Below are 24,319 nucleotides of genomic sequence, written 5' to 3'. Positions count from 1 at the left end.
CTATTCAAAGCGACCTAAATCTGTTAATCAAATTAGGTCGATTAATCAAACTTAATTCTGTCTGCTAAGTGGCTAACTGCCAAAGCAAAGTAGTAAGAACGATTCCACTTCATTAACACATTGTAGTTGTTGTAAATGAGGTAAGAACGGCCAGTTTCATCGTCTGGCATAATTAGCCAAGCTTTAATATCTTCATCAAGCGTTGGTAGTGGGCGATCGTCAAAGCGCTTAATACCGAGTTCAGACCACTCTTTTAAGTATTTCGCTTTGTCTTCGCCTCGGCCTTGCATTTCAATAGACACAGTCGACGGTACGTGAACCTGACGGCCCCAAGTATATTTGTCATCCCAACCCGATTGGCTGAGATAATTCGCCGCTGAAGCAAATACATCTTCTTCAGTACCCCAAATATCTTTCTTGCCATCGCCGTTACCGTCAGCGGCATAAGCTAAGAATGAGCTTGGCATAAACTGAGGTTGTCCCATCGCACCAGCCCAAGAGCCTTTCATCTCTTGTGGTGCAATATGGCCTTGATCAAGAATCTTCAACGCCGCCATCGCTTCGCTACGGAAGAAGGCTTCTCTACGTCCTTCATAGGCCATAGTCGTGAGAGCATCAATAACACTGTAGTTACCCGTGAACTTACCAAAGTTACTCTCAACACCCCATAGCGCGACAATGAATCTTGGTTGAACACCATATTCATCACCAATGCGCTTCAACGCTGAATAATGCTTCTTATAAAGCGATCTCGCCTGCTTCACTTTCCAATCTGGAACCGCGCGTGGAATGTATTCATCCAGAGTCAGTTTTTTCTCAGGTTGATTCTTATCGGCTTTCACCGCTCTTGGCTTAAACGTCACACCATCAAAGGCCTGATCAATGATCGTTTCAGAGATGCCTTCTGCACGGCCTTGTTGCTTTAGTTTCTCTACATATTGCTCAAAGCTCAGCTCTTCAGCCTGAACTGAACCAATCGTCAGGCTATTACCCAATAGTAATGCCGACACAGCCAATATGGTTTTCGAAAATTTACTCAACGATCACTCCTCCCTGAATTAAGGTAGCTATCACTCTTCGTCTTGAACGTTTTGCTGAGCTTTACGCTCTTTATGAAGTTCAAGTTCATTAACCGGTGGTGGCGGAACCTGCAAAAAGAAACCATCGGTGTTCAGTGATTCTCTCACTTTATCGATGTTCACTTGCGCCAGTTTACGGCCATCCATTTTAATTACCATTACAAAACCAGGTTTACCAAACATTTGCATCAATGCGTCAGGAACTTGTGAGAAATCATCCTTCTTAGGGATATAAAGGTATGTTCCTTCTTTCTTTGAACTTTTATATATAGAACACAGCATGACAAACCTTTTTATTGTTTATGACTACAAAACTCTCACTTACGAGATCAATAGTTTATGTTAAGGGAAATATTGGGAACAAACGTTCATTTGACAACAAGATTACTTGCTGTGCTTGGTTTGGGAATATAACATGATAAACCAAGTTTCAGGCAACGCCCTTTATTTTATTGATAAAGAAATTGTACCAATCCGCTATTGAGGTCCTGTAGTTTTCGATGTCTAGTAATCCAGATCTAAAAGGTAGCAGTTTTACGCTATCTGTTTTGCACTTATCCGATGATCAAGTCGAAAATGCGGTGTCTTTTCTTCAAGAAAAAGTAAACCAAGCTCCCACTTTTTTCGCTGCTGCGCCTGTTGTTATCAATATTAGCAAAGTCGCGGGTGATATCGATTTTGTGCAACTGAAAGAGGGTATATCTCAAGCGGGCATGATCCCAGTAGGTGTGGCTGGTTGTTCGGATAAACGTATGCAGAACCTAGCGAAAGAAGCTGGTTTTGCAGTGATGACAGCCAGTAAATCACCTTCTCAAGCTCCAGCGAAGATGGCTCCGATAAAAGTGGTGAGAACGCCTATTCGTTCTGGTCAGCAAGTGTATGCAAAAGATGGCGATCTATTGATCCTCAGCCATGTGAGTGCTGGCGCAGAAGTCATAGCCGATGGCAGCATCCATATCCATGGTACTTTACGCGGTCGTGCGATTGCAGGCGCGAGTGGTCAAACTGAAGCAAAAATAATTTGTAATGATTTACAAGCCGAGCTGGTTTCCATTGCTGGAAATTACTGGCTCAGCGATCAAATTGAAAGCGAGTACTGGCAGAAGAAAACCATGTTCAGTATGGCAAACGATGTATTACACGTTGATGTCCTCGCAATATAAGAGAAATAAAAAGGAAAACAAAATGGCACGCATTATCGTTGTAACGTCAGGTAAAGGCGGGGTAGGCAAAACGACCTCCAGTGCAGCTATTGCCTCAGGCTTAGCTTTAAAAGGGAAGAAAACCGCAGTTATCGACTTTGATATCGGTCTGCGTAACCTAGATTTAATCATGGGTTGTGAGCGTCGTGTTGTGTACGACTTCGTTAACGTTATCAATGGCGAAGCGACACTGAACCAAGCGATGATCAAAGACAAGCGCACAGAGAATCTATTCATTCTTCCGGCTTCTCAAACTCGTGATAAAGATGCATTAACAAAAGATGGTGTTCGTCGTGTATTTGATGAACTAGATGAAATGGGCTTTGATTTCATCATCTGTGATTCTCCTGCAGGTATCGAGCAAGGCGCTCTGATGGCGCTTTACTTTGCTGATGAAGCGATTGTTACAACTAACCCAGAAGTTTCTTCTGTACGCGATTCAGACCGTATTCTCGGTATTCTCGATTCTAAGTCTCGTCGTTCAGAAGATGGCTTAGAACCAGTGAAAACGCACCTTTTACTGACTCGCTACAACCCAGCACGTGTAACTCAAGGTGAGATGCTAAGTGTTGAAGACGTTGAAGAGATTCTTCACATCTCTCTACTGGGTGTCATCCCAGAGAGTCAAGCAGTACTGAACGCGTCGAACAAGGGTGTTCCAGTTATTTTTGACGAAGCAACCGACGCAGGTATGGCTTACAATGATACTGTAGAACGACTACTGGGTAGCCAAGTGGACTTCCGTTTCTTAACGGAACAGAAGAAAGGCATCTTCAAAAGACTGTTCGGGGGCTAATTCGCAATGTCATTACTAGAGTTTTTTAGACCACAAAAAAAGACAACCGCAAACCTAGCTAAAGAGCGTTTGCAGATCATTGTTGCCGAGCGACGCAGCCATGACGACCCAGCGCCGTCTTATCTGCCGCAACTAAAAGAAGACATCTTGAAGTGTATTGCGAAGTACGTTGACGTCGATCCATCAATGGTTGATCTGACTTTCGAACACAAAGATGACGACATCTCAGTATTAGAGCTAAACGTCAAACTTCCAGAAGAAGACCGATAAGCAAAGCTCGAGCGGTGCTTATCACGATTCAATAAAAAAGAGAGCCTAGGCTCTCTTTTTTGGTATTTTAACTTGTGTATAAACGCTATAAAAGATTAAGAATTCTGCATACGCTTTTTCAGTCGAGCTAAATCAATTTCACTAGAGCGAACAGTCAACTTAATACACTCGTAATCGTACTCTTCTTTAACCACACTCATGTTTGAGCGAATCTCGCCGATGATGCCTTGTCCAGAATAAGGGATAGTGATCTCTTCTTCGATCATGCCTTCTTCAGCAACACCAACGATGTACTTGTGCAGTTTCGTAATATCTAGCGGATCACGAGTCGACGTTAGCATCGCATCTGGGAATTCTTCGATCAGCTCTAATTGCTGTTCTTCAGTCAATCTATCGCACTTATTCAGCACTAATAGTTTTTCGCTGCCTTCAACACCCACTTGTGCTAATACGTCGTGTACCACATCAAGTTGTGCGCGGAACGAAACGTCAGAAGCATCAACCACATACAAAAGCAGTGAAGCATCATGCGCTTCTGCTAGCGTTGAGTGGAATGAAGCAACCAGATCGTGTGGCAGTTTCTTGATGAAACCAACGGTGTCTGAAACCAAGATACGTGGCTGAGTAATCGGCTGAAGTGCACGAACCGTCGTATCTAGCGTTGCGAACAGTTTATCTTCACCCACCACTTCGGTTGCGGTCATTGCACGCATCATCGAAGACTTACCGGCATTGGTGTAGCCAACTAAAGCAACAGTGAAAAGCTCCGCGCGCCTTGTGCGTCGGGTCTTCATTTCATCTTGTACGCTTACTAGCTCACGCTTAAGCGCAGCAATTTGGTCACGTACGTTACGACGGTCTAGCTCTAGTGAAGTTTCACCGGCGCCCTGACCCATTTGACGCTCTTTATCACCCTCAGCAGTTTCACGAAGTCGTGGCACTAAGTAGTTTAGACGAGCGATATCAACTTGCAGACGAGCAGTACGAGTACGAGCGTGACGGCTGAAGATTTCGATGATGATGCCAGTACGGTCAAATACTTCCACACCCAAACTCGCCTCAACAGTACGCATTTGAGATGGACTTAAATCACAGTCAAATACCACAACATCAGCGGCACCGTATTGGAAGTTGCCCGTTGGAAGATCATCAAAATCTAGCTCATCGATTTCAACATTAAAATCAAACGACTCATCAAGAAAGTCTTCATCTTCAGCTTCTTCAATAGAGCCTTGGTAACCAGTTAGATGTGCAATTTCGGCGAGCTTACCTGCACCCAACACATTCTGTCTTTGAGATGAACTGTGGTGTTGCGATTGCGTACCGACGACTTTAAACCCTAGGGTTGTCACTAAGCGAGCAAGTTCGGCAAGAGACTCTTTTGCTTCGTCACCTTTAAAATCCGGTGTCGTAATAGAAATAAGTAAAGCGTTATTCGCCGCTGGTTTTGCTGTTAGTTTCATGTATTCTTCTGTTTATGCACCAAGGTGCAGCCTAGTTTCTGGTCTAAAGTAGTGTGATCCTACGCGTTTCTACGTCAGCTTTATAGAGCTAAGGGATACTAAATCACGATATTATTGCAGTAGAAGCATATATATCGTTTATCCCTCTGTTTTTATAAGGGATAAAAAGCAAGTATAGCCAACGAAAAAGGCAGCATCACCTTACTTATTAGTAGTTGGTGATACTGCCTTTGATTTAGACATGAACTTTGATTGTTAAACTAACTCAATAACTAGAAGTTAGAAGTTAGAAGTTAGAAGTCGATTCTCGCTTCGGTTTGAGCATCGAAGAATACCGCCTTTGATAAGTCAAAATGAAGCGGTGCCATTTGCCCAACCGACACTTCAAACTCTGGTGACAAACGACACGCGACTTCTTGGTCATTCACTTTAACCATCGCAATAGTATCTGGTCCTGTTGGCTCCAACACTTCCAATTGCAGATCTAGCTTTGTGGTTGCCGACACATCATCACCTTCTTGCTCGGTAATGTGTTCAGGACGCAATCCAATGACCAACTCTTTGCCATCTTGGTCACGCATACTCTGAGGCAATCGAATGTGGTGTTCTTGCTCCGCCGTGCCAGTTACTTTGATGATCGGATTCTGTTCCTCATCCAAATCCACCATGGTCTTAATGAAGTTCATTGATGGTGAGCCCATAAAGCCCGCTACGAACATATTGTTTGGCTTGGTATAAATCTCTTGCGGTGTGCCTAACTGCTGCAGTTCACCGTCTTTCATTACTGCGATGCGATCCGCCAGAGTCATCGCTTCGATTTGATCATGGGTTACATAAACAATCGTGGTATTCAGCTTCTGGTGCAGACGTTTAATCTGATGGCGCATCTCAACACGCAGCTTGGCATCCAAGTTAGAAAGCGGCTCATCAAATAGATACAGCTTAGGACGACGAGCTAGAGCGCGTCCCATCGCGACACGTTGACGCTGACCACCAGAAAGTTGCGACGGTTTACGATCAAGCAACTGTTCGATTTGCAGCATTTCTGCCACTCGATTTACTTCAGCATCAATCTCTTGCTGCGGCATCTTACGAATCTTCAAACCGAAAGCGATATTGCCACGTACCGTCATATTGGGATAAAGCGCGTAAGACTGGAATACCATCGCAATGTCGCGGTCTTTAGGTTCAACCTGAGCCACGTCAACACCATCAATCACGATTTCACCCGAACTAATATTTTCGAGCCCAGCAATGGTGTTCATTAGGGTGGACTTTCCACACCCCGAAGGGCCGACAAGTATCAAAAATTCCCCCGAATCGATACTAATGTCGATGCCCTTTAACGTTTCGTTGTCCGCGTTGCGATAGGTTTTACGGATCTGTTTTAAATCTAATGTTGCCATGGGTAATTATCCTTTTACTGATCCTGCCGTTAGGCCACGAACAAAATATTTTCCTGCGAAGACATACACCAACAGCGTTGGCAGTGCAGCGATGATCGCGGCAGCCATGTCGACGTTATATTCTTTAACGCCAGTGCTGGTGTTGACTAGGTTGTTTAATGCCACGGTGATCGGCTGAGTCTCTGAGCCGGAATAGACCACTCCGAACAAGAAGTCATTCCAAATCGCGGTGAACTGCCAGATCACCGTCACCATGATGATAGGTGTAGAGATCGGTAATAAGATCTTGAAGAAAATCGTAAAGAAGCCAGCACCATCGAGCTTTGCCGCCTTGATCAATTCATCAGGAATCGAGATGTAGAAGTTACGGAAAAATAGAGTCGTAAACGCCATGCCGTAGATAACGTGCACAATCACCAAACCGATGGTTGTGTTTGCTAAACCCATCTTGCCAAGCATGGTTGCCATTGGCAGCAGCACAACTTGGAACGGAATAAAGCAGCCAAACAACAGCAAGCTAAAGAACAGATTTGAACCTCTGAACTGCCACTTGGTTACCACGTAGCCATTGAATGCACCGAGCAATGTTGAGATCGCAACCGCAGGTATCACCATTTGGAATGAGTTCCAAAAGTAACCTTTGATGCCTTCACATTTCACGCCCGTACAAGCGGTGTCCCACGCTTTATACCAAGCATCAAACACCCACTCTTTCGGCAAGCTCATCAAGTTACCTGCCTTTATGTCTGGCAAGGTTTTGAATGACGTCAGCGCCATGACGAACAATGGCATCAAATACACCAAGCAGAAGAAAAGCAGTGCTGAATAAATAAAGATTCGAGCAAAATTGATGTTATTCATCATGACTTTTTCTCCCTAAGTTCAGAGTAAAGATAAGGCACGAGAATCGCTAAGATACCGGCAAGCATCATCATGGCACTGGCAGCACCAAGGCCAATTTGTCCGCGAGTAAAGGAGTGTGCGTACATAAATAGCGCAGGAAGATCCGATGAATAACCGGGGCCACCTGCCGTCATTGCGGTCACAAGGTCGAAGCTCTTAATCGCAATGTGCGACGTAATGATCACCGCACTGAAGACCACTGGGCGCAAACAAGGCAGAATGATTTTGAGATAGATGGTAGGTAAGCTTGCCCCATCAATTTGCGCCGCTTTAATGATTGAAGAATCGATGCCACGCAGACCTGCTAAGAACATCGCCATCACAAACCCTGAAGACTGCCAAAGTGCCGCGATAACCAAGGTATACACCGACATTTCGGAGTCGACTAGCCAATCAAATTTGAAGTCAGTAAATCCCCAATCTTGCATCAGTTTTTCAATGCCAAGACCCGGATTAAGAATCCATTTCCACGCCGTACCCGTCACAATGAATGACAACGCCATTGGGTAGAGATAGATGGTACGAATCGCCCCTTCTTGACGGATATTCTGGTCAAGCAATACCGCTAAACCAACACCAAGCAAGATGGCAATCGCCATGAATAGAAAACCAAACACACCGAGGTTGGTAATTGAGGTGATCCAGCGATCGTTATCCATCAGCTTTTCATATTGGGTTAAACCAACGAAGTTAAAGCTAGGTAGAAATCGAGAGTTGGTGAACGACAGCGCTGCCGTCCAAAATATATAGCCGTAGATACACACCACGGTCACTAACGCAGTCGGCGCCAGTACAATTTTAGGTAACCAATGTTGCAACCTGTCAGCAAAACTCGGTTTCGGTGCAGGCTGGCTCCTTGTGGGTTTTGGAGTCGACTCAGTCAAAACATGCTCCATAACTTATCCTTGTTGCACAATCGAGCCAATGGCTTACCTTTCGGCACCACATCAGCATCACGCATATCAGAATTGGGAGTGAAGAGCAGATAGGCTCCCTACGAGCCTACCCACCCTGGGGGTTCGATAAAGCAACACAGCCCGTCACTCACGTGCGTTGTGTGTCACTTATCAAGTTAGATTAGATAGCCGCTTTCACTGCTTTTGCTAACTTAGCTGCCGCTTGTTTAGGATCGGCATCTTTCTCGTTGAAGAAGTTGGTCACTACGTCATAGATAGCGCCTTGAGCATAGCTTGTTGTCGCTAGGCCGTGAGCCATACTCGGAACAAGATCGCCCGATTCAGCACTCGCTTTGAAGGTAGCCATTGAATCCAACGCACATTGGTCGAATTTAGACATGTCCATATCTAGACGTACAGGGATAGAACCTTTGTTAAGGTTGAAGACTTCTTGGAAATCCTTGGTAAGAATGGTTTTTGCTAGGTCTTGCTGCGCTTTTTGGTTCTCTTTGTCACTTAACTCGAAGAACGCAAAGCTATCGATATTGAAGGTAAATTGGCCGTCAGTACCTGGAGCTGGTGCACAGATGTAATCTTTACCCGGCACTTTGCCTGCCGCAGTAAATTCACCTTTCGCCCAGTCACCCATGATCTGCATCGCTGCTTCACCATTGATAACCATTGAGGTTGCTACATTCCAATCACGACCAGGAGAGTTGCTGTCGATGTAATCACGCATCTTTTTGAACTTGGTGAACACTTCCACCATTTTGTCACCAGATAACACGTCCATATCAAGATCAACGAACGCTTTGTTGTAATCTTCACTGCCTAATACATCAAGTGCTACGGCTTCGAATACGGTCGCATCTTGCCAAGGTTGACCACCGTGAGCCAGTGGAATGAAGCCAGCCGCTTTAATCTTGTCTGCAGCAACAAAGAACTCATTTAATGTCGTTGGAACTGTCACACCCGATTTTTCTAAAACAACAGGGTTTGCCCAAAGCCAGTTAACACGGTGAACGTTGACAGGAACTGCCACATATTCACCATCCCACTTCATCACTTTAGTCACTACTTCTGGTAGTAGTTCATCCCATTGTTCTTGTTTAGCAGTCGCATCGAGAGACGTTAGAAAACCTAAACCACCCCACTCCTGAATATCATGACCTTTAATCTGCGCTGCAGAAGGTGGATTGCCCGATACTGCTCGCGTTTTCAAAACAGTCATCGCACTTTCACCGCCGCCACCAGCAACTGCGAAGTCTTTCCAAGTATGGCCTTGTTGTTCAATCATCTCTTTCAGTACGGCAGCGGATTTCGCTTCGCCACCGGCAGTCCACCAGTGGAGCACTTCCACTTCACCAGCTTGAGAAAATGTTGAGGCAGCAAGAAGAGATAGAGTAAGTAGGGTTTTATTGATTTTCATTATTATCTTCCATGTTTAGCGGACTCGACGTCCGGTTCATTAAAGAGTCTACTTATTCTGACTGGTAAGATTGAAACAAAAGGTAAGCCCAATGTAACAGGATTGTTACACTACACTTCTAAGCCTGTTGGGATATAGACTTTGACTTCCAAGCCACCTTGAGAGGAGTTGCGAATAATGAGATCTCCACCGTGTCCGTGCAGGATATTTCGGCAGATCCCGAGGCCAAGTCCGTGTCCTTGATCATCCGTTGCTAGCCTAAAATAGGGTTCAAAAACCATCTCTAACTTGTCTTCAGGAATGCCATTCCCACGGTCTTGAATAGTCACGACAACCCAAAGCTCATCACCACTAACTTCCACGACAGCTGATGAACCATACTTAACCGCGTTGTCAATTAAGTTGGTCAGTACACGCTTAATCGCCAGTGGTTTCGCGACCAGTGGCTCAATGACGACCGGCTCAAACTCAACTTTTGTCTGATACTGGTTATGAGATTCAATAACAGAAAGTACCATTTCGTTGAGGTCAATAATGGCATTATTCTCGTGTAGATCGGTGTCTCTTACCGCTTGCAAAGCACCTTTGACCATCATCTCGAGCTCATCGAGATCTTTATTGAATTTGTCTTTCTTTACTTCACTCTCCAACAACTCTGCACGCAATCTTAGACGTGTTATTGGTGTCTTTAAGTCATGGGAGATCGCAGAAAAAAGGTGCTCTCGGTCGGCAACATAGCGACGAATCCGTTGCTGCATGCGATTAAAGGCTCGGGTTGCGGTGACCAGTTCAGTCGCCCCTTCTTCGTTTAGCGGAGGCTGCTGAATATCCATACTCATCTCATTGGCCGCCCTTGCTAACTTTTTCAGAGGACGCACTTGGCGACGAATCATCAAGTAAGTTAGAACCAGCAGAATAAGCGTTGAAGAAACTAAGAAGATCACCTGCTCTCTGCCAAGAATCGTATCGTCGAGTTTCACATATGGAGCAGGCAACAATGCCGCAATGTATACCCATTCGTGACTGGTCAATTCGATTTGTACAACCAGAATGGGTGGATTCAGCGGTTCTAACGTTAAAGTATGATGTGCCCAAGATCGCGGGAGATCGCTTAAGTAGATGTCGTTTTTAAGCAAGCGAAGGGGTTCAGGTCGAGAAAAATCTACCCGCACTGACGCCACTTTATTGAGTTTGCTACTCAAAACACTTTCTATCGCTTCAATCGAGGCTGTTTTTAAACGGGTATCGGGGATCGGTTCGACAATCAAAGCCTCTTTATTGAAAGAAACGAAGAAGCGCGTACCGCCCATATTCCGTATTTGATCCAGCACGATATGACGATATTTAACGGGTAGAGATTGGAAAAAAGTCACCGTTGAAGCAAACATGTTCGCCATGCTCGACGAGGCAGAACGAATTCCTTCCAGCTCTTTGTGTTTTGATTCGCTATACCATATAGACGTTGCGATGCCTTGAGCAATCACAACGGCTAACAACGTCAACAATAAGGTTCTTGCGACTAACGAATTTGGTTTCAACCAACTCATCCAGTTCATACGAGATATTTCATCCGGAATACTTCATTGAAAATACTTTATTAGCATTACTTGATTAACAGTAGATCATGCTTAGTGTTCATACTGAACTGGCACAGCAAGAATATAGCCATTACCGCGCATGGTTTTGATGTAGTGAGGGTATTTACCACTGTCACCCAGTCGGCTTCTCAGGCGACTAAGCTGTACATCAATACCACGTTCAAAAGGCAGCGCTTCACGGCCTCTGGTAGCGAAAGAGATGGTGTCACGGTCGAGAACTTCGTTAGGGCGAGTTAAGAACAACATCAACAAAGAAAAGTCACTGCCCGATAAGTCCATCTCTTCTGAGCTTTCATTGTGATAGATTCGATGCGCGAGCGTATCGAGCGTCCAATCACCAAAAATAATCTGCTTTGGCAGTGCATCACTTGGCTTGTCGTCCACCACTTGAACACGGCGTAATAGCGCTTTGATTCGAGCCATTAACTGACGAGGGCTAAACGGCTTCGCGATGTAATCATCTGCACCAATTTCTAAGCCGATAATCTGATCGGTTTCATCCGATACCGCTGTCAGCATAATGATAGGCACATTGGATTGTTTTCGGACTCGCTGACACAAGGTAAAACCGTCGTCACCGGGGAGCATCACATCAAGCAGAATCAGGTCTGGATAACCATTGTTTTGCAGATGAGTTTCGAGTTCAACACCATCTCCCACCGAAGAAACATCGAAACCCGATTTTGTGAGGTACTCTTCCAGAAGCTCGCAGATTTCTTGATCATCATCCACCACGAGAATTCGAGTATTTGTTGGCATCGCCCAAACCTATTAAATTTACAACTTATTCACATAGTGTATAGGCTGGCCGATTATTTGATTATTGACATGTTTGTAAAGTTAGACGAACAAACAGATAAAGATCACATCTTAGTGACCTCTACCTGTACTTAGCGACTCAAAGAATCATAGGAGGTTAAGAGGAACAGCTGATTTCCATGGCTTTGCCCCACTCAGGCGGCAAGGCAGCAAGATGTTCGTAGTCAGGATGTTCCGCATAAGGGTCTGCCAGCACCACCATTAGTGCATCAATATCGCTGCTATCACCGCGCTCAGCTTTATCTATCGCAAGCTGGGCTAGGTAGTTTCTGAGGATGTATTTCGGGTTTACTTGTCGCATCTTTTCACAGCGCTCGGCCACTGAACTCTCTTCCAATTCACAGCGTTGCAAGTAGTTATCCACCCATAGCTTTGCGGCCTCGCGGTCGATAACCAAATCAATCACGTCTTGCGGCAGCAATGTATCTAGGTTCGATAGCGTTCTAAAGAATCTTGGGTAATCGACTTTGTTTTGCGACATCAGCTCGAACATAGATTCAAACAAGCGACTGTCACCTTCGTGTTTCGAAAGCAATCCTAACTTACGGCGCATCAGCTGACTGAAATAACCGTTCATTTGTGGTTCGTACTGTTCTAACGCGGCCTCTAAATCGGCTTTATCCACCAGCGGCGAAAGAGAATGAGCCAGTGCCGACAAATTCCATAATCCAATTCTAGGCTGCTGATTAAAGGCATAACGACCTTGATAGTCGGAGTGATTACAGATCAAGCGAGGGTCATATTCATCTAAGAAGGCGAACGGGCCATAATCGAAGGTTTGCCCTATGATCGACATGTTATCGGTGTTCATCACCCCATGAGCAAAACCGTTCGCTTGCCACAGCGCGACCATTTCCGCAGTGCGATCAACAATCTGATTAAACATAGCAGCGTAGGGTTTCTCTTCATCGAGGCATTTCGGGAAGTGCCATTCAATGACTTTGTCGGCCAGCAACTTATGCTCAGCCAACTGATTGGTATAAAACAGATGTTCAAAGTGACCGAAACGAATATGTGACTCAGCAGCACGCACCAGCAATGCGCCCCACTCTTGCTTCTCTCGATAAACGGGTGTATCGCTAATCATCATCGCCAATGCGCGAGTGGTTGGAATGTTAAGCCCTGCCATCGCTTCGCTACATAAGTACTCACGAACGGTTGATCGAATAACAGCACGGCCATCGCCCATACGTGAATAAGGGGTTTTACCCGCACCTTTCAGGTGTAAATCGAACGTTTCGCCATTTTTAGCGACAACTTGCGCTAATAACAGCCCTCTTCCATCACCTAAATCAGGGTTATAAGAGCCAAACTGGTGGCCTGCGTATTTCATTGCTACAGGCGAAAATTGCTCAGGTTCAACATTGCCTGATAACGTCTCAAGCAACTCCTCGGAAGTGCATTCAAATGACGGAAAGCCGAGTTCATTCGCAAGGTTATGGTTCCATGCGAGCCATTGGACATTGTTTAACGGTGTAGGTTGAATTGGGGTATAGAACAGTCGAGGTAATGCAGTAAATCGATTGTTAAATGAAATAGAATCCCAGACAGACATGAGAGATACACTGTAGATAAAAGATGACTTAAGATTATCACAGTTTGATAACAACTTCAGATCAGGTTATGCAGTGAGTCTATTGAGATAAAGGGGGTTAATCAGACAAAGAGGTTAATCAGACAAAGAGATTATTCAGAGAAAAGGTTACTGAGAGGAAGGTTAAGTGGCTAGCCTGATGAGAAAAGCCACATTTACGAGTGTAAGAGTTCTAACTTTGAAGACTTTTTGAAAAGTATATTCATAATAAAACTGAAAATATAGAGCCATGAAGCTGACTACATTAGAGCAAGAATACCCAGAAGAGAAAGGGTAGAGAAAATCCAAGTACGACTGATTACGCCAAAATTACTGTGTTGAATCATTTCTTGATGCTGCATATATCTCTCCTGAGAATGTGATGGTGTAACACCAATATATCGACTTTATGCCGATATCAGCAAGCACATTAATATTAACCTTTTATTACAGCCTGAATAATTTTCTGTAACTATTCAGGCCTTTGATAAATTGAAAATTACGCTCTGCTTGTAGTAGAAAGCAGCGCCCCAGCACCGATAAAGACACCACCAGTCACACGATTAAAAACCTTGGCTCTACCTTTAGCAAACAACCAATTTGATGATTTCGCACCTAGGTAGGCATAAACCAGTAACCAAGACAATTCCATCACAACGAAGGTCAAAGCGAACACCAAAAATTGAGGAAATAGCGCTATCGATGGGTCAATAAACTGAGGAAAAAGTGCGGTAAAAAACAGGATAGCTTTTGGGTTACTCGCACCAACAATAAAGCCACTGACATAATGCTGTGCAGCGCTTTCTTTAACAGGTTGAGAGCCTGCTTGTTGATTCGATAACTTGTCGTAATCTTGCTGACTCGACCGTAGCGACTTCCAACCGAGATAAATAAGGTAAGCAGCCCCCGTCCACTTAATGATATTAAACACCACTTCTGACGAAGCAATGATCACCCCTAAACCGGTAAAAGATAACGTAAGGATTCCGGTAATGGCAGTCACGCTACCCAAGGCGGTAAATATCGATAACTTAAAGCCAGATTGCACACCCTTAGTCATGCACAACAAAGAGCTTGGCCCTGGTGATGCCGTTAAGATCAACACCGCTAGCAAATAATAAATCCATGTATCAAAGGTCATCGCGAATTCTCCTTAACTCACTAAAACGACTAAATATTGAGCACCAATATGTGGTAGCTATTCATATTAAGCAACTAAATATTGAGCACGTTCACTCTGTGTTGCTTACTTATCCATTAAATTTCGGCAATAAAAAACGCCATGCATTACTGCATGGCGTTTAAATTCAAACGTTTCAAATAGAACGTCTTATCAGGTTCTAACCTTAAGTTTCCAGCCTAATCTCTAAGCTAACGACTAACAGTAACCTAGTCTTTGTAGATAGAGAACTCATCCGCGCAAGCAACAAGCTGCTCACGAGTGATCATGAATACGCCATGACCACCGTTAGAGAATTCAATCCAAGTGAATGGAATCTCTGGGTACTGATCCATCATGTGAACCATTGAGTTGCCCACTTCACAGATAAGAATACCGTCGTCAGTTAGGTAGTCAGGTGCGTTAGCTAAGATACGACGAACCAATTTCAGACCGTCTGTACCCGCTGCTAGGCCAAGTTCTGGCTCGTGAGTAAACTCATCTGGCAGGCTGTTCATATCTTCTTCGTCCACGTAAGGTGGGTTAGATACGATCAGGTTGTATTTCTCTTTTGGCAAGTCACGGAAAAGATCTGAACGGATTGGGAACACTTGCTGCTCCATGCCGTGATCTTGAACGTTCTGCTCTGCAACTTGCAGTGCGTCTGTAGAGATATCAATCGCATCTACTTCTGCGTCAGGGAATGCATGAGCACAAGCAATAGCAATACAACCACTACCCGTACACATATCCATGATGCGAGTTGGCTCTTCAATTAACCAAGGTTGGAATTGAGCTTCGATCAGCTCACCAATTGGAGAGCGAGGCACAAGAACGCGCTCATCAACGAAGAACTCAAGGCCACAGAACCAAGCTTTATTGGTTAAGTAAGCCGTTGGTGTACGCTCATTGATACGCTTGATTACGCGCTCAACAATACGCAGACGTTCGCTACTTGTTAGACGAGAGTTCATCACATGCGAAGGAACATCAATCGGTAGATAAAGAGTAGGTAAAATTAGTTGTACCGCCTCATCCCACGCGTTATCAGTGCCGTGACCATAAAATAGGCCCGCTGCGTTAAAGCGACTAACAGTCCAACGAATCACATCTTGAAGCGTGTGTAGTTCTGATACCGCTTCTTCTACAAAAATCTTATCCAAAATTGTCTCCGAAAAGCGCTACAATACTGCTAATTACGTTTCTAATTAGAATTCATAACCTGATGAGCAAAAAAGACACCGACTTCGATGACGATTTCGCCCTGTTCAACGATGCAGTAAAGGGCGTTAAAAAGTTGCAACAGGATACCATAGTCCAGCAGCCAAAAAGAAATGCCAAGCAAAAAGAAATTACTCGAACGGCAAGACAAGCCAGTGATAGCGAGTTTTATTTCTCGGATGAGTTCATTCCGCATCTTAGCGAAGAGGGGCCTACACGTTATGCGCGCGATGATGTCTCTAAATATGAGGTGAAGCGCTTACGTCGTGGTGTCTATGTACCGGATGTATATCTTGATATGCACGGTATGACGCAGCAAGAAGCCAAACGTGAACTTGGCGCGATGATTGCGCACTGCGTTAAAGAGAGCGTAGCTTGTGCCTGTGTACAGCACGGCATTGGTAAACACATCCTTAAACAGAAAGTGCCTTTGTGGTTAGCACAGCACCCAGATGTGATGGCTTTTCACCAAGCACCTTTAGAGTTCGGTGGCCATGGGGCGCTACTGGTTTTACTTGCTATCCCAGATAAATAGCCATCGACTTGCTCTTTATTCTAAAAAGTACGTCCAGCACCTTGTCGTTTGGTCGAAATAATCCGTTAGAAACAACAAAGGGCATCTCAATAATCATGAGATGCCCTTAAATTTATCTTGAGAAAACGGTCTCAGCTATGGATTGATGTTCCAAAGTAACTCGCCTTTTTGTTTTTCAAGGTCGAATTCAATACACGCGAGCCCTGAGGTTGGGAACATAGGTGGCGCCATGCCCGTCGCAAATTCAGCCGTTAAATAGCCCACTAGAGGTAAATGAGAAACAAATAAAATGGTCTCTAGCTTTTCTACTTCAGCCATTGCTATGGTCAAATCAAACACATCGTCAGACATTCCGTAAGGCGTAATATCATCACAGGTTTCTACTTTCTTTCCAGAAAACGCTTGAGAGATTTCTAACCACGTTTCTTGTGCCCTCAAGTATGGGCTCACAAGCACTTTATCGAACTGGCTAAACCCTTGCTCATTTGCAGCTTGTGCTACCGCAAGAGACGCCATTTTACCGCGCTTCGTTAACGCTCGTTCTGCATCCGAGTTAGCAAAATGTTCTGCTTCACCGTGGCGCATTATGAATATTTTCATGTTCAGTCCTGTCTACGTAACATTTCGAAAGTCGATATATCCCATATCAGCGATACGCTACTTAGCGTTTGGCTCTCAAACTAGAGAAACCGCAGTCTATATAAATAATTATATCAAGTCACTTGCTAAAGAGTTCGACTTTCTTAACAATCTTATTAAAAGAAAATAAATCACTGATAAAAATCGATAAAAGTGATTTAGAAGTCGCCAAAAAGCACTTCATATCCCAAAATATGATCGCGAGGTTTGCACCTTAAATCATCGCGTACATAATTTAAAAACCACCTTCTCTGGAGATGCATCTGTGCATTTAAGCCCTAATGATGAACATCAATACCGTTACTTAACATTAGATAACGGGTTGAGAGTACTGTTAGTTCACGATCAGAACGCTCAAAAAGCTGCAGCCGCACTCGCCGTTAATGTCGGGCATTTTGATGACCCTACAGACCGAGAGGGTTTAGCTCACTACTTAGAGCATATGCTATTTTTGGGAACTGAAAAGTATCCAAAGGTCGGAGAGTTCCAAAGTTTTATCAGCCAGCATGGCGGTAGCAACAACGCATGGACAGGAACCGAACACACCTGCTTCTTTTTTGATGTTGAATTGAATGCCTTTGAAAATGCACTCGATCGCTTCAGCCAATTTTTTACTGCCCCCCTGTTCAACGAAGAAGCCTTAGACAAAGAACGCCAAGCCGTTGATTCAGAGTATAAAATGAAACTCAACGACGACTCGCGACGCTTGTACCAAGTGACCAAAGAGCTGGTGAATAACAATCACCCATTCTCGAAGTTTTCTGTCGGTAATATCGATACGTTGGGTGACCGAAACGGCGAGACGATTCGACAAGAGATCTTGGCTTTCCACCAGCAGCAGTACTCTTCAGACTTAATGACACTGACGCTGTCTAGTAATCAATCATTAGACGAGATGCAAAGTTGGGTTGAGGAGCGTTTTAGCTCGATTACCAACCACCAACTACAAGGCAAGAAGGTTGAAGTACCGATTGTTGGCGAATTAAGCACGGGGGTACAAGTACACGTTAAACCGATCAAAGAAGTGCGCAAACTTATCTTAACCTTCCCAATGCCAAGCATGGATGAACACTACGGTATTAAACCATTATCGTTCTTTGCACACCTTATCGGTTACGAAGGCGAAGGCAGTTTGATGATGCAACTCAAAGAGAAAGGCTGGATTACTTCCCTCTCCGCAGGTGGCGGCGCAAGTGGCAGTAACTATCGTGATTTCACAGTCAGTTGCTCATTAACCATCGAAGGTTTAACCAAAACCGATAACATCATCCAAGCGGGGTTCCAGTACATTAAGTTGATTGAACAACAAGGTATTGAAGAGTGGCGTTACCTCGAAAAACGGGCTGTTTTGGAATCAGCCTTCCGCTTTCAAGAGCCCTCAAGACCACTTGATGTCGTCAGCCATCTCGTTATCAACATGCAGCATTACCAAGAGCAAGATGTAGTGTATGGCGATTACAAAATGTCGCATTTCGACGAAGAGTTACAACGTTCTCTGCTTCCTTACTTAACCGTCGACAACATGCGGGTCACCATTGTTGCTCAAGGGTTCGAATATGACAGAGAAGCGAAATGGTACTTTACGCCCTATTCGCTCACACCATTTAGCGCTGAGCAAGTTCAATGCTTTACATGCATTAACCCCGGCTGGCAGTTTGAGCTCCCAAGCAAAAACCCATTTATTTGCTACGACTTAGACCCTGCAGAGCTCGAAGGTGACGCTAAGCACCCACAACTGTTAGAAGAGCTGGACGGCTTTAAGTTATGGCACCTCCAAGACCATCAATTTCGAGTTCCAAAAGGTGTGGTGTATATCGCTATAGATAGCCCACACTCAGTTGCCACCCCGAGAAACATCGTTAAAACACGCTTGTGTGTAGAGATGTTCTTAGACTCGCTTGAAAAAGATACGTATCAAGCTGAGATTGCTGGCATGGGCTACAACATGTATACCCATCAAGGTGGTGTCACACTTACTCTATCTGGATTTAGCGAGAAACAGCCACAGCTGCTCAATATGATTCTTGAACGTTTCCAAGCACGCGACTTTAGTTCAACACGATTCGAAACGATTAAGCATCAATTGCTCAGAAACTGGAATAACGCATCGCAAGACCGTCCTATTTCTCAGCTGTTCAATGCGATGACGGGAATCTTACAGCCAAACAACCCGCCCTATTCCGTTTTAATTGAAGCGCTGGAAACAATAGAAGTCGACGAGCTTTCTTCTTTTGTTCAAGCTATTTTGGCCGAACTGCATGTCGAAATGTTTGTGTATGGTGACTGGAAAAAAGCCGATGCGAACAAGATGGCTGAAACGCTAAAAGATGCCCTGCGTGTTCAAGATCAGGCTTACGAAGAGTCACTGCGCCCTTTAATCATGCTGGGTGATAACGGTAGTTTCCAACGCGAAGTGGTCTGTAATCAAGATGACTCAGCCATTGTGGTTTACTACCAATGTTCAGATATATCACCTACAAATATTGCACTGTATTCATTGGCCAACCACTTGATGTCAGCCACTTTCTTCCACGAGATTCGTACTAAGCAACAGCTAGGCTATATGGTCGGCACTGGTAATATGCCATTGAACCGACACCCAGGTATTGTGTTGTATGTGCAATCGCCTAATGCAGCCCCAGCAGATCTGTTGGCTTCCATAGACGAGTTCCTCAATGCCTTTTACATGGTATTGCTAGAGCTTAACGACTATCAATGGCACAGCAGTAAACGCGGTCTTTGGAATCAAATTTCAACGCCAGATACCACCTTGCGTGGTCGTGCTCAACGCTTATGGGTTGCGATAGGCAATAAGGATTTGGAATTCAATCAGAGGGATCGCGTGTTAGAAGAGCTCAAAGGTCTGACTCGCTCAGACATGATGCGCTTTGTGGTTAGCCAACTTAAACCTCGTACAGCGAATCGTCTGATTATGCATGCCCACGGCAACGCTCATAATGAAGAAGAGAAGTTGTCAGCAGGTGTGGAGATTGGCTCAATTGATGAGTTTCAGTTGCGTCCTAAAGACTGTGAGCTTGGTTAGTCGTTCTTAGTAAAAAGATCAGAAGGTTGATGTGAAAGCATCAACCTTTTTTATTGAATGCAGCACAAGAGCAGATCTCCTATTACGCTCCTTCGTCGCTTTAGGAGATGACGGTAGTTTTGATTGAGGTGTGTTGACCACCTTCCTAATCAACACAATAGCTTACTTGTTACATCTCAATCGTCATTCCCGAGAAGGAGGAGCGACTGAATCGGGAATCTCCTGCCTCTCGAATACTCCCATAAAAATGAAGCCCGCATCAATTGCTTGATACGGGCTTTATAATCAAAGTGCTAGAAAGTTACTAATCGAAAGAGTTACTTATAAAAAGACTCATCCAATCCAGCACGTGTCAGTAGGCCATCACATGGCGCAAAACGATCACCGTACTTCTTAGCGAAGTCGTTCATCATCTCTACCAGTGACTTAATACCGATTTGATCCATATAACGGAACGGACCACCTAGGAATGGCGGGAAGCCGATACCGAAAATAGCACCAATATCGCCATCTCTAGGGCTACGGATAATGCCATCATCCAAACAACGAACCGCTTCGTTGAGCATCGGTAACACACAACGCATTGCGATGTCGTTATCGCTTAGCTTAGGTTCAGGTTGCAGCTTAAGCAGTTTGTAAACTGACTTATCGACTTCCTTCTTCTTACCTTTGTAAGTGTAGAAACCTTTGCCACTCTTACGGCCTTTACGGTTGTCATTCAAAAGAATGTCGAACACATCAGGGCCTTGGAAACGTTCGCCTAATTCATTAACTAGAGTCGGGATGATCTTCGCACCGATATCAACACCGACTTCGTCTAACAAAGTAATTGGGCCAACCGGGAAACCAAAGTCCAGCAACGTGCTGTCGAGCTTTTCAATCGGCTCATTTGCCAATAACAGATGCGCAGCTTCATTCATGTATGGAGCAAGAATACGGTTTACGTAGAAGCCAGCCGTATCTTTAACAACAATCGGTGTTTTACCTTGCTTCTTCGCTAATGCAACAACCGTCGAAATCGTCTCTTCTGACGTTGTTTCATGAGGAATAACTTCAACCAGTGGCATTTTTTCTGCTGGGCTGAAGTAGTGAAGACCGACTACGTTTTCTGGTCGCTGCGCCTTCTCTGCAATCTTATGGATTGGCAGTGAAGACGTGTTGGTCGCAAAGATAGTCTCTGACTTGGCATTGGCTTCAATGTCTGCAACCATTGATTGCTTAAGGTCGAGATCTTCAAATACCGCTTCAATCACCACATCCGTGTGGTTAAAACTCGTAAAGTCGATGCCACCAGACAGTTGTAACATCTTACTCTCAAGGCCAGCTCGGCTCAGAATACGACGTTTACGTTGCTTATCGAACAACTTGTAATTGTAGTTAAGTGCATTGAGCACACCTTCATTAGACACATCTTTAATACGAACCGGTACTTTCGCTTTAGCAACACTGACGTGGCTGATACCAGCGCCCATTAGACCGCCACCTAGCACACCAACACGCTTAACCGCTTTCGGTTCTGCGTCTGCGCCGTGTTCTTTTTTCATTTCAGTCGTTGCAAAGAAAATCGAACGAAGGGCTTTGGATTCTGCGGTCATCACCAATTCAGAGAAACGCTTCGCTTCGTACTGAAGACCTTTATCAAAGCCGTTCTCTAAGCCATAACGAATCACATCAAGAATCGCATCAGCGGCTGGGTAATTACCGCGTGTTTTCTGATTGGTCTTCTTTGAAGCCTGTTCAAAAATAACCTTGCGACCAAGACCCGTACGTGAAATTAGTTTTTCTTTGGCCGAAGCTTGGCTTTTAGACGCCAAGCGCTTACCTTTTTTCCCGCCTGAGTTCTTTTCAACAAAGCTCTTAGCCACTTCCAGCAAGATAGTTTCTGGCACACAAGCATCCACGACACCTAGCGATTTCGCTTTTTTAGCGCGCAGTTGCTTACCCGTAAGAATAAGGTCAAGAGAAGGCAGTAAACCGATAAGACGAGGAAGACGTTGCGTACCACCAGATCCTGGTAACAGACCAAGTTGGACTTCTGGCAGACCTAAGCGAGTCTTATCTGAATCAGTACATACGCGGTAATCACACGATAGTGCCAGCTCTAAGCCACCACCTAAACATGGGCCGTGAATCGCTGCAACAACAGGATAAGGCAAATCAGAAAGTGCTTGGAACATCTCCTGCCCCTGACGAGCAAGAGATTGCGCTTCATCTGCTGTCTTGCAAGCATCAAGCATTCGTACGTCAGCGCCAGCAATAAAATTATCTGGCTTCAATGAATGAACGATTAAGCCTTTAACTCGGCTTTGCTTTTCCTTCAACTGCTCGAAGATTGCTTTCATTTCTTCGGCAAATGCCGCTTGTAGCGTGTTCATTTTTTCGTTTGGTACATCGATCGCAAGCCATGCAATATCTTGGTCATCGATAGTTAAAGAAAACGCGGTCGCCGGTTTTACGGCTTCATCATTTGAAACCGTCTTATCACTTTTAGATACAGTCACTGGCTTTGAACCCGTTTTTTTGACTGCTTTCTTTTCTTTTTTCACATCAAGAGTCGTAGACATTATTCCACCTCCAAGATCATTGCTGCACCTAAGCCACCAGCCGCACAAGCAGTATTCAATGCTAGGCCACCACCACGACGTTTAAGTTCACGCAGTGTCTGAGTCATCATACGCGCGCCAGTCGCTGCAAACGGGTGTCCGTAAGCAATTGAGCTACCCAGCACGTTGAACTTCTCCATATCAATCTCACCGATCGCTTTGTCACGGCCAAGATTCTTCTGAGCAAATTCATCGCTTGCGAACATTTTGACGTTAGCCAGAACTTGAGCTGCAAACGCTTCGTGCATCTCGATAAGTGTTAGGTCTGATAATTCTAGTCCTGTGTTCTTCAATACTTGAGAGGTCGCGTACGTCGGCCCCATCAGCATATCCGTTTCAACACCAATCGCTGAGAACGCGTAACCACGAATGTAACCAAGCACTTCTAAGCCTAGCTCTTTCGCTTTTCCTTCGCGCATCAACATCACTGCGGCACCGCCATCGGTAAGAGGCGTGGCATTGGCTGCCGTTACACTGCCGTATTGTCTGTCGAATGCAGGGCGCAATTTAGCGTAACCTTCAACCGTTGAGTCGTGGCGAATGTTGTTGTCTTCTGCTAGGTACTTTTTATAAGGCGCGGGGAATGCCGTCATCACTTCGTCTTTAATCTTGCCTTCTTTCCATGCTTGAGAAGCCAAAGAGTGAGAACGGTGAGCAAGTGCATCTTGAGCTTCGCGAGTAATACCATGTGTCTTAGCCATCTGCTCAGCAGTTTGTCCCATAGACAAACCTGTCGAGTATTCTGCGACTGCTGGTGGTACTGGCATCAAATCTTTGACTGAAAATGTTTTAAGAATCTTCAGTTTTTGACCTATGGTTTTCGTTTTACTCAGTGCTAATAAGTTCGCCGCTAACTTTTTCGAAACACCGATTGGCAATACAGAAGAAGAATCCGCGCCGCCCGCAATACCAACATCAATCGTGCCAGCCATAATGCTCTCGGTCACGTTGACTGCAGCTTGGAAGCTAGTCGCACATGCTCGCGTCACACTGTAGGCATCAGTATTAATGTCCATGCCTGTACCCAGCACGATTTCACGTGCAATGTTCGGTGCTTCTGGCATTTGCACTACTTGCCCGAACACGACTTGTTCGATAAGCGCAGGATCGACATCAGTTCTTGCAAGCATTTCGCTCACCACCATTTTGCCTAGGTCAACCGCAGGCACTTGGCTAAATTCTGAGCTCTGACGAGCGAATGGGGTTCGTAGTCCAGCGACAACGGCAACACGTTCTCCAGAACGCGTTTTGACTTCCTGTTTGCCCATGGTTTCTCCTTAAGGTTAAGAGGTCTGACCTGAATCATTGTAAACAAGTTGTTAATTAAATCAAACAGGCGTTTAAATAAACGTGATACGAGTACCCCACTGCTTGAAAATCTAACTGAACATTCAGGCGAACCTTTTTGAGGGAAAGGTTGTCGTAAGATACTAAACTATTGCAAGCAAAGCTGTTATCGCTATGTAAGGAATGGTTTTCTTGAGGCAAAAAAAAACCACACAAAACTGTGTGGTCGGAATGTATATAAAGCAATTAACTTAACGCCAATTGAAATAATCAGTTTCCTGATTAGGAGAAAGTAAAGTCAGCCTTCAAAAGGAAGTGTCGTCTTGCTCAACATGCTAGCCACGAATGACTAACTAGACGACAAGGTGTACTATAGCGTTTTCGAGGGCTTAAATTTT

General features: G+C 44.7%; 20 protein-coding genes. 5 read left to right on the top strand and 15 right to left on the bottom strand.

The genetic code is table 11. From position 1 onward, the window contains the following. Positions 1 to 41 precede the first annotated feature (41 nt). Positions 42 to 1,040 (bottom strand): lytic transglycosylase domain-containing protein, encoded by a 999-nt coding sequence (locus tag ACED60_RS04640; RefSeq protein ID WP_009848495.1) that lies wholly within the window; start codon positions 1,038 to 1,040, stop codon positions 42 to 44. A gap of 30 nt (positions 1,041 to 1,070) precedes the next feature. Beyond that, complete coding sequence (locus tag ACED60_RS04635) at positions 1,071 to 1,361, bottom strand: YcgL domain-containing protein (protein WP_371727027.1); 291 nt, start codon at positions 1,359 to 1,361, stop codon at positions 1,071 to 1,073. Between the two features lie 218 nt (positions 1,362 to 1,579). On the opposite strand from ACED60_RS04635, the gene minC reads away from it, so the two are divergent. The 3 genes from minC to minE are packed head-to-tail and all read left to right on the top strand — an operon-like array spanning position 1,580 to position 3,347. After that, positions 1,580 to 2,242 carry a septum site-determining protein MinC gene (minC, locus tag ACED60_RS04630; RefSeq protein WP_009848497.1) on the top strand — a complete coding sequence of 221 codons (663 nt, stop codon included), beginning with the start codon at positions 1,580 to 1,582 and terminating at the stop codon, positions 2,240 to 2,242. 22 nt (positions 2,243 to 2,264) lie between these two features. Continuing rightward, positions 2,265 to 3,077 carry a septum site-determining protein MinD gene (minD, locus tag ACED60_RS04625; RefSeq protein ID WP_009848498.1) on the top strand — a complete coding sequence of 271 codons (813 nt, stop codon included), beginning with the start codon at positions 2,265 to 2,267 and terminating at the stop codon, positions 3,075 to 3,077. Positions 3,078 to 3,083: 6 nt separating this feature from the next. Further along, positions 3,084 to 3,347, top strand: coding sequence for a cell division topological specificity factor MinE (gene minE / locus ACED60_RS04620; RefSeq protein ID WP_009848499.1), 264 nt, complete (start codon positions 3,084 to 3,086; stop codon positions 3,345 to 3,347). A gap of 95 nt (positions 3,348 to 3,442) precedes the next feature. Here minE and hflX read toward each other — a convergent pair whose 3' ends face one another. From hflX to prmB, 10 genes are all read right to left on the bottom strand, one after another. Next, positions 3,443 to 4,810 carry a GTPase HflX gene (hflX, locus tag ACED60_RS04615; RefSeq protein WP_135381277.1) on the bottom strand — a complete coding sequence of 456 codons (1,368 nt, stop codon included), beginning with the start codon at positions 4,808 to 4,810 and terminating at the stop codon, positions 3,443 to 3,445. A gap of 293 nt (positions 4,811 to 5,103) precedes the next feature. Next, a complete protein-coding gene (locus ACED60_RS04610) occupies positions 5,104 to 6,216 on the bottom strand; it encodes an ABC transporter ATP-binding protein (RefSeq protein ID WP_065113367.1) in 1,113 nt (370 codons plus the stop codon). Positions 6,217 to 6,222: 6 nt separating this feature from the next. Beyond that, on the bottom strand, positions 6,223 to 7,080 hold the full coding sequence (locus tag ACED60_RS04605; RefSeq protein ID WP_009848502.1) for a carbohydrate ABC transporter permease: 858 nt from the start codon (positions 7,078 to 7,080) through the stop codon (positions 6,223 to 6,225). After that, positions 7,077 to 8,015 (bottom strand): carbohydrate ABC transporter permease, encoded by a 939-nt coding sequence (locus ACED60_RS04600; protein WP_009848503.1) that lies wholly within the window; start codon positions 8,013 to 8,015, stop codon positions 7,077 to 7,079. Before ACED60_RS04600 ends, ACED60_RS04605 begins: the two co-directional genes overlap by 4 nt. A 181-nt stretch (positions 8,016 to 8,196) precedes the next feature. Next, on the bottom strand, positions 8,197 to 9,444 hold the full coding sequence (locus ACED60_RS04595; protein WP_371727026.1) for an ABC transporter substrate-binding protein: 1,248 nt from the start codon (positions 9,442 to 9,444) through the stop codon (positions 8,197 to 8,199). Positions 9,445 to 9,554: 110 nt separating this feature from the next. Beyond that, entirely contained in the window at positions 9,555 to 11,000 is a 1,446-nt protein-coding gene (locus ACED60_RS04590) for an ATP-binding protein (protein ID WP_371727025.1), read from the bottom strand. 72 nt (positions 11,001 to 11,072) lie between these two features. Continuing rightward, entirely contained in the window at positions 11,073 to 11,801 is a 729-nt protein-coding gene (locus ACED60_RS04585) for a response regulator (protein WP_017099187.1), read from the bottom strand. A 157-nt stretch (positions 11,802 to 11,958) separates the two neighbouring features. Next, positions 11,959 to 13,416, bottom strand: coding sequence for a protein adenylyltransferase SelO (locus tag ACED60_RS04580; RefSeq protein WP_371727024.1), 1,458 nt, complete (start codon positions 13,414 to 13,416; stop codon positions 11,959 to 11,961). A 517-nt stretch (positions 13,417 to 13,933) separates the two neighbouring features. Then, on the bottom strand, positions 13,934 to 14,575 hold the full coding sequence (locus tag ACED60_RS04575; protein ID WP_009848508.1) for a LysE family translocator: 642 nt from the start codon (positions 14,573 to 14,575) through the stop codon (positions 13,934 to 13,936). A 248-nt stretch (positions 14,576 to 14,823) separates the two neighbouring features. Beyond that, positions 14,824 to 15,756 (bottom strand): 50S ribosomal protein L3 N(5)-glutamine methyltransferase, encoded by a 933-nt coding sequence (gene prmB, locus ACED60_RS04570; RefSeq protein ID WP_009848509.1) that lies wholly within the window; start codon positions 15,754 to 15,756, stop codon positions 14,824 to 14,826. Positions 15,757 to 15,818: 62 nt separating this feature from the next. On the opposite strand from prmB, the gene smrB reads away from it, so the two are divergent. Beyond that, positions 15,819 to 16,349, top strand: a complete 531-nt coding sequence (gene smrB / locus ACED60_RS04565; protein ID WP_009848510.1) for an endonuclease SmrB — start codon at positions 15,819 to 15,821, stop codon at positions 16,347 to 16,349. 135 nt (positions 16,350 to 16,484) lie between these two features. Here smrB and sixA read toward each other — a convergent pair whose 3' ends face one another. Beyond that, positions 16,485 to 16,949 (bottom strand): phosphohistidine phosphatase SixA, encoded by a 465-nt coding sequence (sixA, locus tag ACED60_RS04560; RefSeq protein WP_012603460.1) that lies wholly within the window; start codon positions 16,947 to 16,949, stop codon positions 16,485 to 16,487. A gap of 304 nt (positions 16,950 to 17,253) precedes the next feature. Here sixA and ACED60_RS04555 point away from each other — a divergent pair, with 304 nt between their 5' ends. After that, positions 17,254 to 20,031: an insulinase family protein gene (locus tag ACED60_RS04555; protein WP_371727023.1), complete on the top strand. Its 2,778-nt coding sequence runs from the start codon at positions 17,254 to 17,256 to the stop codon at positions 20,029 to 20,031. 317 nt (positions 20,032 to 20,348) lie between these two features. Here ACED60_RS04555 and fadJ read toward each other — a convergent pair whose 3' ends face one another. After that, entirely contained in the window at positions 20,349 to 22,595 is a 2,247-nt protein-coding gene (fadJ, locus tag ACED60_RS04550; RefSeq protein WP_371727022.1) for a fatty acid oxidation complex subunit alpha FadJ, read from the bottom strand. After that, positions 22,595 to 23,902 (bottom strand): acetyl-CoA C-acyltransferase FadI, encoded by a 1,308-nt coding sequence (fadI, locus tag ACED60_RS04545; RefSeq protein WP_371727020.1) that lies wholly within the window; start codon positions 23,900 to 23,902, stop codon positions 22,595 to 22,597. The genes fadJ and fadI overlap by 1 nt, the downstream gene beginning before the upstream one ends. Positions 23,903 to 24,319 lie beyond the last annotated feature (417 nt).

The organism is Vibrio sp. 1F279 (genome assembly GCF_041439815.1).
GTDB lineage: Bacteria > Pseudomonadota > Gammaproteobacteria > Enterobacterales > Vibrionaceae > Vibrio > Vibrio tasmaniensis_A.
Note: the sequence above shows the minus strand (reverse complement) of the source record. Positions and strands in the feature narration are given on the sequence as shown.

Excerpts from the sequence above, each read along its gene's own strand:
- ACED60_RS04635 (WP_371727027.1), bottom strand. The coding sequence starts at position 1,361 with ATGCTGTGTTCTATATATAAAAGTTCAAAGAAAGAAGGAACATACCTT.
- minC (WP_009848497.1), top strand. The coding sequence starts at position 1,580 with ATGTCTAGTAATCCAGATCTAAAAGGTAGCAGTTTTACGCTATCTGTT.
- minD (WP_009848498.1), top strand. The coding sequence starts at position 2,265 with ATGGCACGCATTATCGTTGTAACGTCAGGTAAAGGCGGGGTAGGCAAA.
- minE (WP_009848499.1), top strand. The coding sequence starts at position 3,084 with ATGTCATTACTAGAGTTTTTTAGACCACAAAAAAAGACAACCGCAAAC.
- hflX (WP_135381277.1), bottom strand. The coding sequence starts at position 4,810 with ATGAAACTAACAGCAAAACCAGCGGCGAATAACGCTTTACTTATTTCT.
- ACED60_RS04610 (WP_065113367.1), bottom strand. The coding sequence starts at position 6,216 with ATGGCAACATTAGATTTAAAACAGATCCGTAAAACCTATCGCAACGCG.
- ACED60_RS04605 (WP_009848502.1), bottom strand. The coding sequence starts at position 7,080 with ATGATGAATAACATCAATTTTGCTCGAATCTTTATTTATTCAGCACTG.
- ACED60_RS04600 (WP_009848503.1), bottom strand. The coding sequence starts at position 8,015 with ATGGAGCATGTTTTGACTGAGTCGACTCCAAAACCCACAAGGAGCCAG.
- ACED60_RS04595 (WP_371727026.1), bottom strand. The coding sequence starts at position 9,444 with ATGAAAATCAATAAAACCCTACTTACTCTATCTCTTCTTGCTGCCTCA.
- ACED60_RS04590 (WP_371727025.1), bottom strand. The coding sequence starts at position 11,000 with ATGAACTGGATGAGTTGGTTGAAACCAAATTCGTTAGTCGCAAGAACC.
- ACED60_RS04585 (WP_017099187.1), bottom strand. The coding sequence starts at position 11,801 with ATGCCAACAAATACTCGAATTCTCGTGGTGGATGATGATCAAGAAATC.
- ACED60_RS04580 (WP_371727024.1), bottom strand. The coding sequence starts at position 13,416 with ATGTCTGTCTGGGATTCTATTTCATTTAACAATCGATTTACTGCATTA.
- ACED60_RS04575 (WP_009848508.1), bottom strand. The coding sequence starts at position 14,575 with ATGACCTTTGATACATGGATTTATTATTTGCTAGCGGTGTTGATCTTA.
- smrB (WP_009848510.1), top strand. The coding sequence starts at position 15,819 with ATGAGCAAAAAAGACACCGACTTCGATGACGATTTCGCCCTGTTCAAC.
- sixA (WP_012603460.1), bottom strand. The coding sequence starts at position 16,949 with ATGAAAATATTCATAATGCGCCACGGTGAAGCAGAACATTTTGCTAAC.
- fadJ (WP_371727022.1), bottom strand. The coding sequence starts at position 22,595 with ATGTCTACGACTCTTGATGTGAAAAAAGAAAAGAAAGCAGTCAAAAAA.
- fadI (WP_371727020.1), bottom strand. The coding sequence starts at position 23,902 with ATGGGCAAACAGGAAGTCAAAACGCGTTCTGGAGAACGTGTTGCCGTT.